A 15853-nucleotide genomic window follows, 5' to 3' on the forward strand; every position below is an offset into this window, starting at 1 on the left:
AGAAGCTCGCCGTTTCGCCGCTCATCGTGAAGCGGGTGACTCCGGCCTCCGCGGCCGGACTCCATTGCGGCCTTATCCGAGAATGCTTGCCATGGCGCTACCGATTGGTGACTCCGGCCTCCGCGGCCGGACTCCATTGCGGCCCGTCCTCGTCCAGGTACACGTCGGCGTACCGGTAGGCGGTGACTCCGGCCTCCGCGGCCGGACTCCATTGCGGCACAATCTCGACGACGTACTCGGCACAGGAATGGAGCTGGTGTGACTCCGGCCTCCGCGGCCGGACTCCATTGCGGCACGTCATGGAATCGGCTCCACCAGGATCTCGCGCACGTGACTCCGGCCTCCGCGGCCGGACTCCATTGCGGCTTCTCCGTCCAGCTGCAGCCTCCCGGAACCCAGAACGACGTGACTCCGGCCTCCGCGGCCGGACTCCATTGCGGCGGGTTGTCCCGCACCCTGATGGCTCCGAACTCACCGGTGACTCCGGCCTCCGCGGCCGGACTCCATTGCGGCCAGCTCACAGCAGGATCTTGGTGTCGTCGATCTTCCCGGTGACTCCGGCCTCCGCGGCCGGACTCCATTGCGGCTTTTCGGACTGGGTGAGTTCGGTGACGCAGCGGCGCAGGTGACTCCGGCCTCCGCGGCCGGACTCCATTGCGGCCCTTCCAGCTTTTCAACACGCTCCTCAAGCTCATCGTGACTCCGGCCTCCGCGGCCGGACTCCATTGCGGCGCCTGCACCCGCTGCTGAACCGCACCGAACTTGTTCGTGACTCCGGCCTCCGCGGCCGGACTCCATTGCGGCGATATGCGCAATCGTCGGCACGCTGACGCCGCGCGGGTAGAGTGACTCCGGCCTCCGCGGCCGGACTCCATTGCGGCTCTGGTACCGCGTCGACGCAGATCAGCACCACGGACACCAGTGACTCCGGCCTCCGCGGCCGGACTCCAGGGTCCGTCAGATCGTTGGCTCTGTCGCTGATCTTGTGATGTTGTCTTAGTTGGTGAGGAGCACGCGTTTGCGGAGCAGGTCGAGTCCGGCTCGGCCGTACATTTGTCGCTTGATCATTTTGATGCGGTTGACGTGGCCTTCGGTGGGGCCGTTGCTGTAGGGCAGGGTGAGCCCAGCGGTCACGGCGGCCGTGTCCTTGTCCAGCCCGCGGGTGAAGGAGTGCAGGTAAGGCAGATCATAGCTGCGCACTGCCGTGATCCACTCGCGTAGCCGTGTGGCGTTGCCTGGGTTGGGTGTGAGCAGGTCCGCGAAACTGCGGACAGCGTCGCCGAGATCGATCATCTCGGGGCAGGCGCTGGTGAGTTCGTCGCGCAGGTGCCGTTGGGTATCGGTGAGGTGTTCAGGGTGGGTGAGGATGAGGCTGGTGAGGCGGCGCGGAGAGATCGAGGAGCGGTCGTTTTCGGCCCGGCCTTGGTTGATGTATCGGACCAGTAGGTTGGCGCTGCCTTGGTAGCCGAGGGCTTTGATTTCCTTGAGTAGCTGTGTGACGGCGACGGCGGGGTCGGCGGCGCGGCGTCGGCGCAGGTGTTCTCGGTACGGGTCGACCAGCGTCGGCCGGTAGACCGGGGCACGCACCAGGCGCTCTGGTTCGGTGATGCGTGCATACCGTTTGACGGTGTTGAGGGCGAGGTTCAGCCGACGTGCGCACTCGAGCAGTCCCACTCCACGGTCGAGGAGGTCGTGGACATGGTGCCAGCGTTCGCGGGTCGTGGCGGCACGCCTGCCCTCGCGTATCGGCGGCCCGGTTTTCGCCCAGTAGTTGCTGTGCGTGGCGACTTCCTTGAGTGTGGCGTCGCTGAGGCCTTTCCAGAGATGCCAGCGATCGCTGACCTGACTTGCTTGTGGGGCACCGGTGTTGATGGCCTCGGCGTAGGCGGCCGAGCCATCTCTGCACACGACCTGCACCTCGGGATGATCTCGCAGCCAGGCCTGCGTGGTGCCGATCCGCCGGTCGGTCAGCACGTCGACTGGCCGGCGGGTGTGCATGTCGACGAGCACCGTCGCATAGCGCAGACGCTTTCGTAGGGCGAAATCGTCCACACCCGCCACCGTCACCTCGCCGCGCGGCGGGTCTGGTTGGGCCCGAACCCGGCGCAGGAGCGTGTCCCGGCCACAGTTGAGGCCGATCGCCGCTGCCAACCGGGCGCCGGCGCGGCCGGCCAGCGCCAACCCGATGCGCACCACCATGTTCTGCCATGCCGGCGTCGCCCGACCATGCGGAGTGGTCACACCGGGTACCTGCTCGGCGAAGGTTACAGCCGCACACTTCCCGTTCGTGCAACGGAAACGCCGTACCGCCAGAACAACGACCACGCTCGTCGCTGCCACCGGAGCATCCGCCAACCTCCGGTGGTAACGACCATGCACCCGCCCAGAAGACCTCCCACAGTGACGGCAACGAGCACGATGACCGCGGACCCGCGCGGAGACGACGAGCTCGCCGGCCTTCCGCTCAATGCCTTCCACGATCAACCCAGCGAGGTGCGGCCACAAAGCGTTCTGACTATCCACAATACACATACATCATCGTACGATGACCCAAGTCAGAAACCCGGTAGACACTCCACAAGATCAGCGACAGAGCCAACGAACTGACAGTCCCGGACTCCATTGCGGCAGCACGGCAGGTTCACGTGTTGGGCGGGGTGCACCGTGACTCCGGCCTCCGCGGCCGGACTCCATTGCGGCTCCAAGCCCAAGACCAAGGGTGCGGACCCTGAGCTGTGACTCCGGCCTCCGCGGCCGGACTCCATTGCGGCTGCGTACACACCATGGTTGGCACGCTGCGCGGCACCGAGGTGACTCCGGCCGCCGCGGCCGGACTCCATTGCGGCGAGCGGGAGATCGTCGGCGACCCGGATCTCACTCGACGGCAGTGACTCCGGCCTCCGCGGTCGGACTCCATTGCGGCGGATCAGCAGCCGCAGTCGATCCCGCATCTCGTCCGTGACTCCGGCCGCCGCGGCCGGGCTCCATTACGGCGCGTAGCTTGTGCCGAACTGCGTGAAGATGGCCAGCACCGTGACTTCGGCCTCCGCGGCCGGACTCCATTACGGCTCCACGCCGAGCAGCTCGCACACCAGAGCGAGGCTCGGCACGTGACTCTGGCTTCCGCAGCCGGACTCCATTGCGGCACCGAGTGGAACCAGCTCACCGACGCAGCTGAGACCGTGACTTCGGCCCCTGCGGCCGGACTCCATTGCGGCGGCAGGTTGTATGTGGTGTCCAGTTCGGTGATCCCAGGTGACTCCGGCCTTGGCGGCCGGACTCCGTTGCGCACATGACATCGATCAAGTGGGTGGGTGATGCGACGTCTCCGCCTCAGCAGCACAGCCCGCGGTCGACGGCACCGCGATCCGCGGGCTGTGCGCAGGAAGGTCCGTTCCTTACTCCGCGGTCCCGGTCAGCGCTCGCCCTACGTAGCGCCCGGCCCCACGGCCCAACCGCCGCCGATGCGCTCGTCCGGCGGCTCGGCCTCGGAACCGGGGACCAGGTGGGCGTAGCGCTCGGAGTCGTCCTGCGGCCGGTAGCCGAGCGCGCGGGCCTCGGCGAGCGAGAAGGGGTTGCGCCGGTTCGCCGACACGCCCCACACCACCCGGAAACCCGGTTGGGGAGTGGCGAGCAGGGCCTCCATCAGGCGGGCGCAGTCGTCCGGCGACAGCCAGGTCCCCAGCCCCCGGACGTTCGGCGGCTGCTCGTTGGCCGAGCCGATGCGCACGCACAGCACATCCATGCCGTGCCGGTCGTGGTACAGGCTGCCCAGCGCCTCGTCGGCTGCCTTGCTGACCCCGTAGAAGGTGTCCGGTCGCGGAAACAGGTAGTCCGGGCAGGCCTCGTCGCCGATGGGGTGAAAGCCCACGGCGTGGTTGCTGCTGGCCAGGATCACGCGCGGGACACCGGCCCGCCGGGCGGCCTCCAGCACCGTGTAGGTGCCGTGGATGTTGACCCGCAGGATCGTCTCCCAGTCGGCCTCGCCGCTCAGAGCCGCCAGATGGATGACCGCGTCGGCGTCCTGGCAGGCCTCGGTCATCGTGGGCATGTCGGTGACGTCGGCCCGCACGTGCTCGCCGCCGTCGGGCTGCTGCGGCCGCTGGATCGGCTCGGCGTCCAGCAGCCGCAGCGTGCGCCCCCGGCATGCCATCCGCGGCCGCAGCATCCGCCCGATCCTGCCTGCCGCTCCGATGATGAGGATGCGCTGCGCCATCGCCACCCGAGGCTACGCGAGCGCCACGCCCTGCCGCGTGCGCTGCCTGCTCAGGCCAGCGCGTCCTCCAGCGGGCTGTAGGTCAGCCCGTGCGCGGTCGCGACCGGCTCGTTGACCAGCTTGCCCGCGTGGGTGTTCAGGCCCTTGGCGAGGTTGGCGTCCGCACGGCAGGCGCCGTGCCAGCCGTGCTCGGCGATCCGCAGCACGTACGGCAGCGTGACGTTGGTCAGCCCGTAGGTGGACGTGCGCGGGACCGCGCCCGGCATGTTCGCCACGCAGTAGAACACCGAGCCGTGCACCTGGTAGGTCGGGTTGTCATGGGTGGTCGGCCGCGAGTCGGCGAAACAGCCGCCCTGGTCGATGGAGATGTCGACCAGCACGCTGCCCGGCTTCATCCGCTCGACGAGCCGGTTGCTGATCAGCTTCGGCGCCTTCGCGCCGGGCAGCAGCACCGCACCGATGACCAGGTCGGCCTCCAGCGCGGCGTGCTCGAGGGCCAGCGAGTTCGACGTGACCGTGCGGATGCGGCCGTCGAACTCGTGGTCGATCTCGCGGAGCTTGTCCACGTTGGTGTCCAGGATCTCCACGTCCGCGCCGAGGCCGAGTGCCACGCGCGCGGCGTTGAGGCCCGCCACCCCGCCACCGATCACGACGACCCGCGCCGGGTGCACGCCGGGGATCCCGCCGGGCAGCACCCCGCGCCCTCCGGACGGGCGCATCATGGCGTGCGCGCCGACCTGGGCGGACAGCCGGCCCGCCACCTCCGACATCGGCGCGAGCAGCGGCAGCGCACCGGAGGGCAGCTGCACCGTCTCGTAGGCGATCGCGGTCGTTCTGGCCTCGGTCAGGCGCTCGGTCAGCGCGCGGTCGGCTGCCAGGTGCAGGTAGGTGAACAGCACCTGGTCCTTGCGCAGCAGCGGGTACTCCTCGGGGACCGGTTCCTTGACCTTCAGGACGAGCTCGCCCTCACCCCAGGTCTCCTCCGCGGTCGCCAGCACCTTCGCGCCAGCGGCGAGGTACTCCTCGTTCGAAATGGCCGAGCCCGCGCCCGCCTCGGACTCGACGAACACGTCGTGACCGCGCTCGGTCAGCTCGCGCACGCCGGCAGGGGTCAGCGCGACCCGGTACTCGTGTTTCTTCGTCTCTCGGGGAACGGCGATGCGCACAGCAGGCTCCAAGGTCGATGTCTCAGGTGATGCAGCGATGTACTTGACACCACGATGAACCCCCGGAAAGGGCCTGTCATCATGCTGCAAGGACAATGTTGCGACCTGATCGTGGTTGCGATGGAACAACCCGGGGATGCTGCGCGGTGGGCGGTCACGACCACCGCAGCGTGATCAGCTGGGCGATCAGCGCCAGCCGCGTCTCCGGGTCCTCCAGGTCCAGACCGGTCAGGCTGAGCAGCTTGCGCAGCCGGTAGCGCAGCGTGTTCGGGTGGATGCTCAGCTCCCGTGCCGTCGCGCGCGGGTCGCCCTGGTGCCGCAGCCACGCGTAGAGGGTGTCGACGTAGTCGCTGTGCTGGCGCCTGTCGTGTTCGGCGAGCACCTCGAGCGGACCCAGCTCGACCGCGCCCGCGCCGCCCGCCGCGGTGGCCACCCGATGCAGGGCCAGCGCCGTCCACACCTCGTCGAAACCGATCACCGCGCCCGGTACCAGCCCGGCGCGCACCAGGCCCAGCGCCTCCTCGGCCTCGCCCCGGGACCGTGCCAGCTCGCCGACAGGCGCCGCCGTGCCCGCCGCGGCGCGCAGCCACCCCTGCTCGCAGCCGGGCTCGGTGGCCAGCGTCTCGCGCAGCGCCGCCCAGCCGCCCACGCCGGAGCCGTCCGGCACGACGAGGTAGAGCAGCCCGCCGAACTCGGTCGCCCGCGTCTGGTTGCCGATCCCGGTCGACAGCCGCTCCAGCAGCGCCAGCCGCAACCCCTCCGCGCCGAGCTCCTCGTCGCCCTCGCCCTGCTGCCTGCTGGTGGCCACGGCCACCACCCGGTGGTCGGCGTCGGTGAGCCCGAGCTCGGCTGCGGCCCTGCGCGGGCTGGCCCGGCCCTCCAGCACCGCGCGCAGCAGCTCGGCGTTGGCGTGGCGCCGGGTGTTGGCATGCGCCCGCCTGCGCAGCAGGTGCACGGCCACCACGGGTGCGGCGTCGGCGAAGGCGGCGGCCCGTTCCTCGGACACGGGGCCGTCCACCACAGCCCACATCGAGCCGAGCAGCTCCCCGCCCATCCGGACCGGCACGATGAGCCTCGGCAGGGTGCCGTCCTTCTGCTCGGGGACGTAGATCGTCTGCCTGCCCTTGGACAGCTCCCGGAACACCCCGCGCGACCGGAACCGGGCGAGCACGTCATCGGGGATGCGGCGGTCCATGATCGTCGACACCCGCGCGGGGTCGGTCAGGTCCTGCCGCGCCGAGTACGCGAGCACCCGGGAGTTGATGTCCTCGATCGTCACCGGAGCGTCCACAACGGATGCGGCAGCGTCGGCGAGGCGGAAGAGGTCGGCGGCCTCGGGTTGGGTGTCGTCTGTGGCCTCGGCCTCGTCGGCGATGGCGTCGAGCACGGTCCGAAGCAGCCACACCAGCTGCGCCCACGAGGTGTCGGCGTGGACCTCGATGAGGCCGACCCCCGCCGACCGCGCGGCCTTGCGCACCTCGGCGTCCTGCGCGAGCCGGGGCTTGCACAGCACGGCGGCCGCCCCGTTGGCGCCACAGGTGTGCACCAGCCCGACGGCCGTTTCCACCGAGTCACCGAGCACCGCGAGCACCAGGTCGCCCGTGGCCACCCTGGCGTGCGGGTGGCCCTCGGCGATCACCACGTCACCGACGGGACGGTCGGCGTCCGGCAGGCTCACGGTGTGCAGCAGGGTCGGACCGACGCGGTCGACCACGCTTCGTACCGAGCGCATGCCTACACCTCCCGAGCGGTACGCGCGCCGAGGCCGGCGGGTGCGAGCGGAACCGGGAGTGTCGCCGGTGTCGCGGGTCGGGGACGGCTCTCGCTCACGCGCCGAGTATACGCACCGTATCCGGACCCGCCTGGCCTGGAACTATTCCACCTCGCCCGGTATCGCGGGCGCGGTTCGACACGGAGCCCCGGCCGCCGCGCCATCACGCGATCACCGTCACCGTGGGGGCCCTCACAACGCCGTGCCCGCGGGCACCGACCCGCGCGATACTCGCGGTATCGATTCCGGCGAGCGAGGGGCGAGTACGGTGGATCCCGCGACGGTCACGGCCGAGGCGCCGCACGTGTTCCACTGCCCGTTGCGGTGGTCCGATATGGACACCGCGGGGCACGTGCACAACGTGCAGCACCTGCGTTACCTCGAGGAGGCGCGCATCGACATGCTCTGCGTGCTCGCGCCCAAGCGCGGGGTGAGCACGCTGGCCGCCGGGATGGTGGTCGCCCAGCTCGACATCGAGTACCTGCGCCCGCTGGCCTACCGGCCGGACCCGGTACGGGTCGAGAGCCGGGTGATGCGGGTGGGCAACTCCTCGTTCGACCTCGCCCACGACATCGTCGACGGTGAGGCGCACTACGCCCACGCCACCTCGACGATCGTCGCGTTCGACGTGGCGGCCGGCCGGTCGCGCCCGTTGACGGGGGACGAGCGGGCGGTGCTCACCGGGCTCGGCGACCAGCCGACCTGATCGAACACTCTGGACACAGCCTATGCCGCACCAGTACCCCATCCAGCTCCGGCGCGCGGACATGGACGCCTACGGGCACGTCAACAACGTCGTGTACCTGAGCTACATCGACGAGGCGCGCCAGGACATGCTCGCCTCGGCCACCGGCGGGGGCGATCTCGGGGAGAACGTTGTGGTCGCCAAGCACGCCATCAGCTACCTCAGCCCGCTGGTGTACCGGCCGGAGCGGGTGCGGGTCGACACGGTCGTGCGGCACGTCGGTGACTCGTCGTTCACCCTCGCCCACGAGGTCCGCGACGAGGACACGAGCTACTGCCGTGTCGAGTCGGTGCTGGTGGCCTTCGACGCCGTCGCGGGCGTCTCGCGGCACATCACCGACGCCGAGCGCTCCGCCCTCGCCGGCCTCACCTGACCCCGCCGAGGCGTTGGAGCCGAAGGTGACCTTGGGCTCCTTCTATGGAGCCAAGGTCACCCTCGGCTCCACCCGCGTCGGGTGGGGGCGCTGCCTCGGCGCTACTCCTGGAGGGTGTCGGCGAGCCAGGGGGAGACCGGGAGGTCGCGGCTGACGCACTCGGCGGCGAGCCTGCTCGTCCACCGCAGGGCCTGCAGCACGAGGCTGTGCATCTCCCCAGGGGCGGCGTTGGCCAGGGCGATCTCGACCTGCTCGGCTGCCGCACCCGGGTTGCCGTGCACCTCGGCGAGCAGCGTGCGCACCGCCGTGCGCACGGGCGGGTCGGCACTGTCGATGGAGACCTCGGTGCCTTCCTCGTCGAAGACCTGCACCTGGACCGGGGTGGCACCGCCGTCGCCGAGCTCGCTCACCATCGTGCTGCACTCGCCGAACAACAGCATGACCAGCTCGCCGATGTGCTCGGTGGAGATCTCGTCGATGGCGTGCTCGTCGGCACCGGCATGCACGGCCAGCAGGGCGCGCTGTGCCTCGTCGACGAGTCGCGGGCGGTCGGACCGGTCAGGGTTCACGGTTCCTATCCAACACGAAGCCGGTGACGAATGGGTAGCCGATCCTGCTCGGGCCCGTCACCTCACCGGGCGGCATGCAGCGCGCCGAGCGCCAGCCGGTGCAGCAGCTCGGCCAGCTCGGTGCTGCCGACGTAACGGTTGTGCGGGGTGGAGTTGAGCAAGCCGAACACCGCGTGGGCCGCCGACCGGGCGCGCTCCTCGGTGATCCCGGGAACCGCCGCGCTGATCGCGCCGACCCAGACCTCGACGTACTGCCGCTGCAGGGCGCGGACCTGCTTGCGGTCGTCCTCGCGCAGGTTGCCGAGGTTGCGCTCCTGCACGGTGATCAGTGCGGGGTTGTCCAGGGCGAAGTTGGTGTGGAACGTGACCAGCTCGGCCAGCGCCTTGCTGGGGTCCTCCGCGGCGGCGGCGCGCTCCTTGCCTCCCGAGAACAGTCCCCGGCTTATGGAGATCAGCATCTCGCCGAGCATCGCGTCCTTGCTGCGGAAGTGCCGGTAGAGCGCGGGTCCGGAGATACCGACCGCCGCACCGATGTCGTCGATGCCGACCCCGTGGAAGCCGTGCGCGGCGAACAGCTCGGCCGCCGCCGCGAGGATCTGGTCCCGGCGGGTCGTCGGTACCGCCTGCGCGGCCGGTCCTGCACTCACCTGCATCACCTCGTGGGCTCCTCGGGCCGCGCGCGGATGTGTCCACCCGACGGGCACGCCTGCGGTGCGTCCCGGCGCGTGATGCGGGACACTCGCGTGTGAGCTGCGGGTCCAGCCCGCACCGAATTGGCCGCCGGGACTGGACCTCCCAGTTAGTTGATACTAACATCGGCAGCGCAGTTAACGATGACTAACGTAATCGACCCGATGGTGGGGACCCAGATGGACGCTGTCACCCTGCGCACCGCAGCGGACCCGGGATCGCAGGCATTCCAGCGCAACGACGCCAGCCACGCCGCGCTCGTCGCCGAGCTGAATGACCGGCTCAAACGGGTACGGCAGGGCGGCTCCGAGCAGGCGAGGACACGTCATGTCGAGCGGGGCAAGCTCCTGCCTCGCGACCGGGTGGACGCCGTCCTCGACCCCGGCTCGCCGTTCCTCGAGCTCTCCCCGCTTGCGGCCGAGGGGATGTACGACGACGAGGCGCCGTCGGCGGGCATCATCACCGGCCTGGGCAGGGTATCGGGGCGCGAGTGCGTGATCGTGGCCAACGACGCCACCGTCAAGGGCGGCACCTACTACCCGATCACGGTCAAGAAGCACCTGCGGGCCCAAGAGGTGGCACTGCACAACAACCTGCCCTGCATCTACCTTGTCGATTCGGGCGGGGCCTTCCTGCCCGCCCAGGACGAGGTCTTCCCGGACAGGGAACACTTCGGCCGGATCTTCTACAACCAGGCCACCATGTCGGAGCGCGGCATCCCGCAGATCGCCGCGGTGCTCGGTTCCTGCACCGCAGGCGGGGCCTATGTCCCCGCGATGAGCGACGAGGCGGTGATCGTGCGCAACCAGGGAACCATCTTCCTCGGTGGGCCGCCCCTGGTGAAGGCCGCGACCGGCGAGGAGGTCACCGCCGAGGAACTCGGCGGTGGCGACGTGCACGCCACAGCCTCCGGCGTCACGGACCACCTCGCCGCCGACGACGGCGACGCGCTTCGCACCGTCCGGTCCATCGTGTCCACGCTCGGCCCCTCCGAGCCCGCGCCGTGGGACGTGGTGCCGACCGAGGAACCGGCAGTCGACCCCGCCGAGCTCTACGGCATGGTGCCGACCGACTCGCGCAACCCGTACGACGTGCGGGAGGTCATCGCCCGCATCGTCGACGGCAGCAGGTTCACCGAGTTCAAGAAGGAGTACGGCACCACCCTGGTCACCGGGTTCGCCAGGATCCACGGCCACCCCGTCGGCATCGTCGCCAACAACGGCGTGCTGTTCGCCGAGTCGGCGATGAAGGGCGCGCACTTCATCGAGCTGTGCGACAGGCGATCCGTCCCGCTGCTGTTCCTGCAGAACATCACCGGCTTCATGGTCGGCAAGGACTACGAGGCAGGCGGCATCGCCAAGCACGGGGCCAAGATGGTCACTGCGGTGGCCTGCGCCAGGGTGCCGAAGCTGACGGTGATCATCGGCGGGTCGTTCGGCGCGGGCAACTACTCGATGTGCGGCCGTGCCTACTCGCCCCGCTTCCTGTGGATGTGGCCGAACGCGCGCATCTCGGTGATGGGCGGGGAACAGGCCGCGTCGGTGCTGGCCACCGTGCGCAGGGACACCCTGGAAGGCCGTGGGCAGGAATGGCCGGCCGAGGACGAGGAAGCGTTCAAGGAACCCATCAGGCAGCAGTACGAGCACCAGGGCCACCCGTACTACTCCACCGCGCGGCTCTGGGACGACGGGGTGATCGACCCGGCCCAGACCCGCACCGTCGTCGGCCTGGCCCTGTCGGCCGCGGCCAACGCGCCCCTTGACCCTGTCGGCTACGGCGTCTTCCGGATGTGACCATGAATCCTGTCGTTTCCACGCACGGCTCTTCCGTGCTGCACACCGTGCTCGTCGCCAACCGTGGTGAGATCGCCGTCCGGGTGATCCGGACGCTGCGCCGGTTGGGTATCCGGTCGGTGGCGATCTACAGTGACGCCGACGTCGATGCCAGGCACGTGCACGAGGCCGATGTCGCCGTGCGCGTCGGCCCTGCCGAGGCGAGCCGGAGCTACCTGTCCATTCCGGACATCGTGGGCGCCGCGGAGTCCACGGGCGCGCAGGCCGTGCACCCGGGGTACGGCTTCCTGGCGGAGAACCCGGCCTTCGCGAGGGCGTGCCAGCAGGCGGGCCTGGTCTTCATCGGCCCGCCTGCCGGGGCGATCGAGGCGATGGGCGACAAGATCAGCGCGAAGGCCACCGTCTCGGCAGCCGGGGTGCCTGTCGTGCCGGGGATCTCCGGCACCCCCGATGAGCTGCTCGCCCGCGCCGCAGACGAGGTGGGGTTCCCGATGCTGCTCAAGCCCTCGGCCGGTGGCGGTGGCAAGGGTATGCGGCTGGTGGCCTCGGCGGCCGAGCTGGCCCCGGCGATCGAGTCGGCGCAGCGCGAGGCGAGGGCGGCATTCGGCGACGACGCGCTACTCGCCGAGCGGTTCGTGCGCACGCCACGGCATATAGAGGTGCAGGTGCTGGCCGACACGTACGGCAACACGGTGCACCTGGGCGAGCGGGAATGCAGCCTGCAGCGGCGCCACCAGAAGATCATCGAGGAGGCTCCATCGGTACTGCTGGACGCCGCCACGCGCGAGCGGATGGGTTCGGCTGCCGTGGAAGCGGTGCGCGCGGTCGGCTACACCGGAGCGGGCACGGTGGAGTTCATCGTCTCCGGCGAGGAGTCCGCGGCCGGGGAGTTCTTCTTCATGGAGACCAACACCCGGCTGCAGGTCGAGCATCCGGTGACCGAGATGGTGACCGGGATCGACCTGGTCGAGTGGCAGCTCCGGGTCGCCGACGGGGAACGGCTGCCGTTCACCTCAGAGGAGATCTCGCTCGACGGGCACGCCGTCGAGGCCCGCGTCTACGCGGAGGACCCGACGCGCGGGTTCGTGCCCACCGGGGGCGTGGTGCTCGACACCAGTGAGCCCGCGGGGGCGGGCGTGCGGGTGGACACCGGTGTGTGGGCGGGCTCCGTGGTGGGGTCGGACTACGACCCGATGCTGGCGAAGGTCGTCGCCGCGGGGCCGGACCGCACCACGGCGCTGCACCGGCTGGACCGCGCGCTGGCCGATACCGCCGTACTGGGGGTCGGTACCAACGTGCCGTTCCTGCGCGGGCTGCTCGCCCAGCCTGACGTCCGGGACGGCAACCTGGACACCGGTCTGGTTGAGCGCGTGCTCGGCGAGCTCACCTCGGCCGAGGCCACCGAGGTGCCCGCGGAGTTCTTCGCCGCGGCCGCGCTGGACCGGCTGCTGCAGCTGTGGCCGGCCGGCAGCGTCGTCGACCCCTGGGACATCCCGACGGGCTGGCGGCTCGGCGGCGGCGCGGGCACCGTGTTCCTGCTGCGCGCAGGCGAGACCGAGGCCGAGGTGCGGGTGCACGGCCATCCCGGCGAGGCGCACGTGCAGGTGGCCGGCGGCGAGCCGGTGGCGGCGCGCGCACGCTGGGCGGGTGAGCGGGACCAGGTGCTGGAGCTGCGCTACGCCGGAGCCGTGCGGCGCTACCGCCGCGCGCTCGGCGACGACGGCAGGCTCTGGCTGGCACACGAGGGGCGCTGCGTGGCCATCGACGACCGGCCCCGCCTGGCCGTCAGCCATGCCGCCGCGCAGGCCGCGGGACCGGTCACCAGCCCGATGCCGGGGTCGGTGATCTCGGTCAAGACCGAGCTGGGTGCCGAGGTCAGCGCGGGCGAGGCGCTGCTGATCGTGGAGGCGATGAAGATGGAGTACACCATCACCGCCCCGGTCGACGGCGTGGTCAGCGAGTTGCATGTACAGGCGGGCCAGCAAGTGGCCCTGGACGAACCGCTGGTCCTGGTCACCCCGGGCGAGGACCGCGCAGCGGGCGAGGCGTGAGGAGAGCAGATGATCGACTTCCGGTTGGACTCCGACTACGAGGACCTGCGCAAGACCGTCGAGGACTTCGCGCGGTCCGAGGTCGCCCCCGTGATCGGGGAGTACTACGAGCATGAACGGTTCCCTTACGACCTCGTGGCGCAGATGGGCCGGATGGGTCTGTTCGGCTTGCCGTTCCCGGAGAGCTACGGCGGGATGGGTGGTGACTACTTCGCGCTGTGCGTTGCGCTGGAGGAGCTGGCGAGGGTGGACTCGTCGGTGGCCATCACTCTGGAGGCCGGGGTCTCGCTCGGGGCGATGCCGATCTACCGGTTCGGCACCGACGAGCAGCGCCGGCAGTGGCTGCCGCGGCTGTGCAGCGGCGAGATGCTCGGCGCGTTCGGGCTGACCGAGCCGGGCGGCGGCTCCGATGCCGGCGCGACCGTCACGTCGGCGACGGCACGGGACGGCGAATGGGTGATCAACGGCAGCAAGGCGTTCATCACCAACTCCGGTACCGACATCACCGGGTTCGTCACGGTCACGGCCGTCACGGGCACGAAGGCAGGCGGCGGCAAGGAGATCTCCACCATCATCGTGCCGTCCGGGACCCCGGGCTTCACCGTGGATGCGAAGTACTCCAAGGTCGGCTGGAACTGCTCGGATACGCACGGCCTGGCCTTCTCCGATGTGCGGGTGCCCGAGGAGAACCTGCTCGGTACGCGTGGCAAGGGTTACAACCAGTTCCTGTCGATCCTGGACGAGGGCAGGATCGCGATCGCGGCGATCGGGGTCGGTCTCGCCCAGGGGTGCGTAGACGAGTGCCTGCGCTACGTGGCGGAGCGCGAGGCGTTCGGCCACAAGATCGGGGATTTCCAGGCGATCCAGTTCAAGGTCGCCGATATGGAGTCGCGCACGCACACCGCCCGGCTGGCCTACTACGCGGCGGCGTCGAAGATGCTGCGTGGCGAGCCGTTCAAGCGCGAGGCCGCGATCGCGAAGCTGACCTCGTCCAACGCGGCGATGGACAACGCGCGTGAGGCCACGCAGATCTTCGGTGGTTACGGCTTCATGAACGAGTTCCCCGTCGGCCGCTTCTACCGCGACGCCAAGATCCTGGAGGTCGGCGAGGGCACCAGCGAGGTCCAGCGCATGCTCATCGCCCGCGACCTCGGCCTCTGACCCCGCCGTGTCGGGACCTGCGGCACGCCGTGTCGGGCCCTCCGGCACACCGTTTCGGCTGTTGCGGCCGTATCGTGGACGAGCACGTACGGACGGTCGGCAATCCCGGTGGAGGCTCGATGACATCGCTCGCGGTCCGGTTGGCTGCGGCCACGTCGAACGCGCTCAGCAAGTTCGCCGGGGACGGCGTCGCGGACCTCCGACCGATGCCGAGGGTGCTCATCGACCAGGGGCCACTGCGGTCCGTCTACCGGTTCACCACCCCCGGCGGCGAGCCGGGTGGCCAGCCGGTGCTGCTCGTTCCGCCGCTGGCCGCGCCCGCGTTGTGCTTCGACCTGCGCAGGGGCTGTAGCCTCGCCGAGCACCTCGTCGGCGATGGTCGCCGCACGTACCTGGTCGACTACGGCAATGTCTCCTTCTCCGACCGCAACCTGGGCGTGGAGCACTGGATCGACGAGGTGCTGCCGAAGGCGATCCAGAAGGTGCACTCCGACTCCGGTGGCCAGGACGTGCACGTGGTCGCGTGGTGCCTCGGTGGCATCTTCTCGCTGCTGACCGCGGCGGACCGCGCCGACCTGCCCATCAAGTCGATCACCACGGTCGCCTCGCCCTTCGACTTCACCCAGATCCCGCTGGTCGCGCCGTTCCGGCCGCTGGTGGACGTGACGGGCGGGCACATCCTCACCCCCGTCTACCGCGCGCTCGGCGGCGCCCCGGCAGGACTTGTCACCCAGGCGTTCCGGCTCACCGGGATCGACAAGGAGATCACCAAGCCGCTGGCGATCATGAAGAACCTGGACGACCGCGACTACCTCGCCCAGATCGAGGCCGTCGACCGGTTCATGGCCAGCATGCTCGCCTACCCCGGACGCACATTCGGGCAGCTGTACCACCGGTTCTTCCGCGCGAACGATCTCGCCGAGGGCACTGTGGACCTCGGGGGCAGGGTGATCTCGCTGTCCGGTGTGACGGTGCCGATCCTGGTCATAGCCGGGGAGAACGACGTCATCGCGCCGCGTGGAGCTGTCGAGCGGCTCGTCGGCCTGCTCGACGGTGCACCGTCGGTGCGCTTCGAGTCCGCGCCGGGCGGGCATCTCGGTGTGATCACCGGTCGTGCGGCGCGGCGCACCACGTGGCGCTACATCGACGAGTTCCTCGACGAGCAGATGTGTTGAGCTGAATGACGCTTTCAGTCCATCTGCGGGACGGAAAGCGTCATTCAGGGTTCTCCTCGGGTTTGTGTGGGTGGTGTGCGCGGTAGGTGGGGGTGGTGTGCCGGCTGTGTCAGGCGTGTGGTGATTGTGCGGCGTGGATGAGG

The 15853-nt window shown here is 70.0% G+C and carries 13 protein-coding genes and 1 CRISPR repeat array (1 of these 14 cut by a window edge); of the genes, 7 read left to right on the plus strand and 6 right to left on the minus strand.

The annotated features are described in order from the left end of the window. Window positions 1-957: direct repeats of the CRISPR family, unit length 36 nt; unit sequence GTGACTCCGGCCTCCGCGGCCGGACTCCATTGCGGC (it extends 268 nt beyond the left edge of the window). Window positions 958-996: 39 nt separating this feature from the next. Next, window positions 997-2532 (minus strand): ISL3 family transposase, encoded by a 1536-nt coding sequence (locus CHB84_RS20095; RefSeq protein WP_089303224.1) that lies wholly within the window; start codon window positions 2530-2532, stop codon window positions 997-999. Window positions 2533-2735: 203 nt separating this feature from the next. On the opposite strand from CHB84_RS20095, the gene CHB84_RS23060 reads away from it, so the two are divergent. Next, window positions 2736-2891 (plus strand): hypothetical protein, encoded by a 156-nt coding sequence (locus CHB84_RS23060; protein WP_176440052.1) that lies wholly within the window; start codon window positions 2736-2738, stop codon window positions 2889-2891. Window positions 2892-3427: 536 nt separating this feature from the next. Here the strand turns inward: CHB84_RS23060 and CHB84_RS20100 are convergent. The 3 genes from CHB84_RS20100 to CHB84_RS20110 all read right to left on the minus strand — a co-directional run bounded on the left by CHB84_RS20100 (window position 3428) and on the right by CHB84_RS20110 (window position 7114). Then, window positions 3428-4216 (minus strand): NAD-dependent epimerase/dehydratase family protein, encoded by a 789-nt coding sequence (locus CHB84_RS20100; protein ID WP_089303225.1) that lies wholly within the window; start codon window positions 4214-4216, stop codon window positions 3428-3430. 50 nt (window positions 4217-4266) lie between these two features. Then, window positions 4267-5382, minus strand: a complete 1116-nt coding sequence (ald, locus tag CHB84_RS20105) for an alanine dehydrogenase (protein ID WP_089303226.1) — start codon at window positions 5380-5382, stop codon at window positions 4267-4269. A gap of 154 nt (window positions 5383-5536) precedes the next feature. Continuing rightward, complete coding sequence (locus tag CHB84_RS20110; protein WP_089303227.1) at window positions 5537-7114, minus strand: PucR family transcriptional regulator; 1578 nt, start codon at window positions 7112-7114, stop codon at window positions 5537-5539. A gap of 307 nt (window positions 7115-7421) precedes the next feature. On the opposite strand from CHB84_RS20110, the gene CHB84_RS20115 reads away from it, so the two are divergent. Both CHB84_RS20115 and CHB84_RS20120 read left to right on the plus strand, forming a co-directional pair. Next, window positions 7422-7859 (plus strand): acyl-CoA thioesterase, encoded by a 438-nt coding sequence (locus tag CHB84_RS20115; RefSeq protein WP_217898651.1) that lies wholly within the window; start codon window positions 7422-7424, stop codon window positions 7857-7859. A 22-nt stretch (window positions 7860-7881) separates the two neighbouring features. Further along, a complete protein-coding gene (locus CHB84_RS20120) occupies window positions 7882-8271 on the plus strand; it encodes an acyl-CoA thioesterase (RefSeq protein WP_089303228.1) in 390 nt (129 codons plus the stop codon). 101 nt (window positions 8272-8372) lie between these two features. Here CHB84_RS20120 and CHB84_RS20125 read toward each other — a convergent pair whose 3' ends face one another. Together CHB84_RS20125 and CHB84_RS20130 are read right to left on the minus strand one after the other, a co-directional pair. Beyond that, complete coding sequence (locus tag CHB84_RS20125; protein ID WP_089303229.1) at window positions 8373-8840, minus strand: hypothetical protein; 468 nt, start codon at window positions 8838-8840, stop codon at window positions 8373-8375. Between the two features lie 62 nt (window positions 8841-8902). After that, complete coding sequence (locus CHB84_RS20130) at window positions 8903-9493, minus strand: SACE_7040 family transcriptional regulator (RefSeq protein ID WP_089303230.1); 591 nt, start codon at window positions 9491-9493, stop codon at window positions 8903-8905. A gap of 216 nt (window positions 9494-9709) precedes the next feature. Here CHB84_RS20130 and CHB84_RS20135 point away from each other — a divergent pair, with 216 nt between their 5' ends. The 4 genes from CHB84_RS20135 to CHB84_RS20150 all read left to right on the plus strand — a co-directional run bounded on the left by CHB84_RS20135 (window position 9710) and on the right by CHB84_RS20150 (window position 15710). Further along, complete coding sequence (locus tag CHB84_RS20135; RefSeq protein WP_089303235.1) at window positions 9710-11323, plus strand: carboxyl transferase domain-containing protein; 1614 nt, start codon at window positions 9710-9712, stop codon at window positions 11321-11323. A 35-nt stretch (window positions 11324-11358) separates the two neighbouring features. Further along, a complete protein-coding gene (locus CHB84_RS20140; RefSeq protein ID WP_089303236.1) occupies window positions 11359-13374 on the plus strand; it encodes an acetyl/propionyl/methylcrotonyl-CoA carboxylase subunit alpha in 2016 nt (671 codons plus the stop codon). Between the two features lie 9 nt (window positions 13375-13383). Next, window positions 13384-14535, plus strand: a complete 1152-nt coding sequence (locus CHB84_RS20145) for an acyl-CoA dehydrogenase family protein (RefSeq protein WP_089303231.1) — start codon at window positions 13384-13386, stop codon at window positions 14533-14535. Window positions 14536-14654: 119 nt separating this feature from the next. Continuing rightward, on the plus strand, window positions 14655-15710 hold the full coding sequence (locus CHB84_RS20150; protein ID WP_089303237.1) for an alpha/beta fold hydrolase: 1056 nt from the start codon (window positions 14655-14657) through the stop codon (window positions 15708-15710). Window positions 15711-15853: the final 143 nt, after the last annotated feature.

This window comes from Haloechinothrix alba (genome assembly GCF_900188115.1).
Lineage (GTDB): Bacteria > Actinomycetota > Actinomycetes > Mycobacteriales > Pseudonocardiaceae > Haloechinothrix > Haloechinothrix alba.

Bases quoted from the DNA above. Each gene is read 5' to 3' on its own strand.
- CHB84_RS20135 (WP_089303235.1), top strand. From the start codon at position 9,710: ATGGACGCTGTCACCCTGCGCACCGCAGCGGACCCGGGATCGCAGGCA.
- CHB84_RS20150 (WP_089303237.1), top strand. From the start codon at position 14,655: ATGACATCGCTCGCGGTCCGGTTGGCTGCGGCCACGTCGAACGCGCTC.
- CHB84_RS20110 (WP_089303227.1), bottom strand. From the start codon at position 7,114: ATGCGCTCGGTACGAAGCGTGGTCGACCGCGTCGGTCCGACCCTGCTG.
- CHB84_RS20130 (WP_089303230.1), bottom strand. From the start codon at position 9,493: ATGCAGGTGAGTGCAGGACCGGCCGCGCAGGCGGTACCGACGACCCGC.
- CHB84_RS20095 (WP_089303224.1), bottom strand. From the start codon at position 2,532: ATGTGTATTGTGGATAGTCAGAACGCTTTGTGGCCGCACCTCGCTGGG.
- CHB84_RS20145 (WP_089303231.1), top strand. From the start codon at position 13,384: ATGATCGACTTCCGGTTGGACTCCGACTACGAGGACCTGCGCAAGACC.
- CHB84_RS20120 (WP_089303228.1), top strand. From the start codon at position 7,882: ATGCCGCACCAGTACCCCATCCAGCTCCGGCGCGCGGACATGGACGCC.
- CHB84_RS20100 (WP_089303225.1), bottom strand. From the start codon at position 4,216: ATGGCGCAGCGCATCCTCATCATCGGAGCGGCAGGCAGGATCGGGCGG.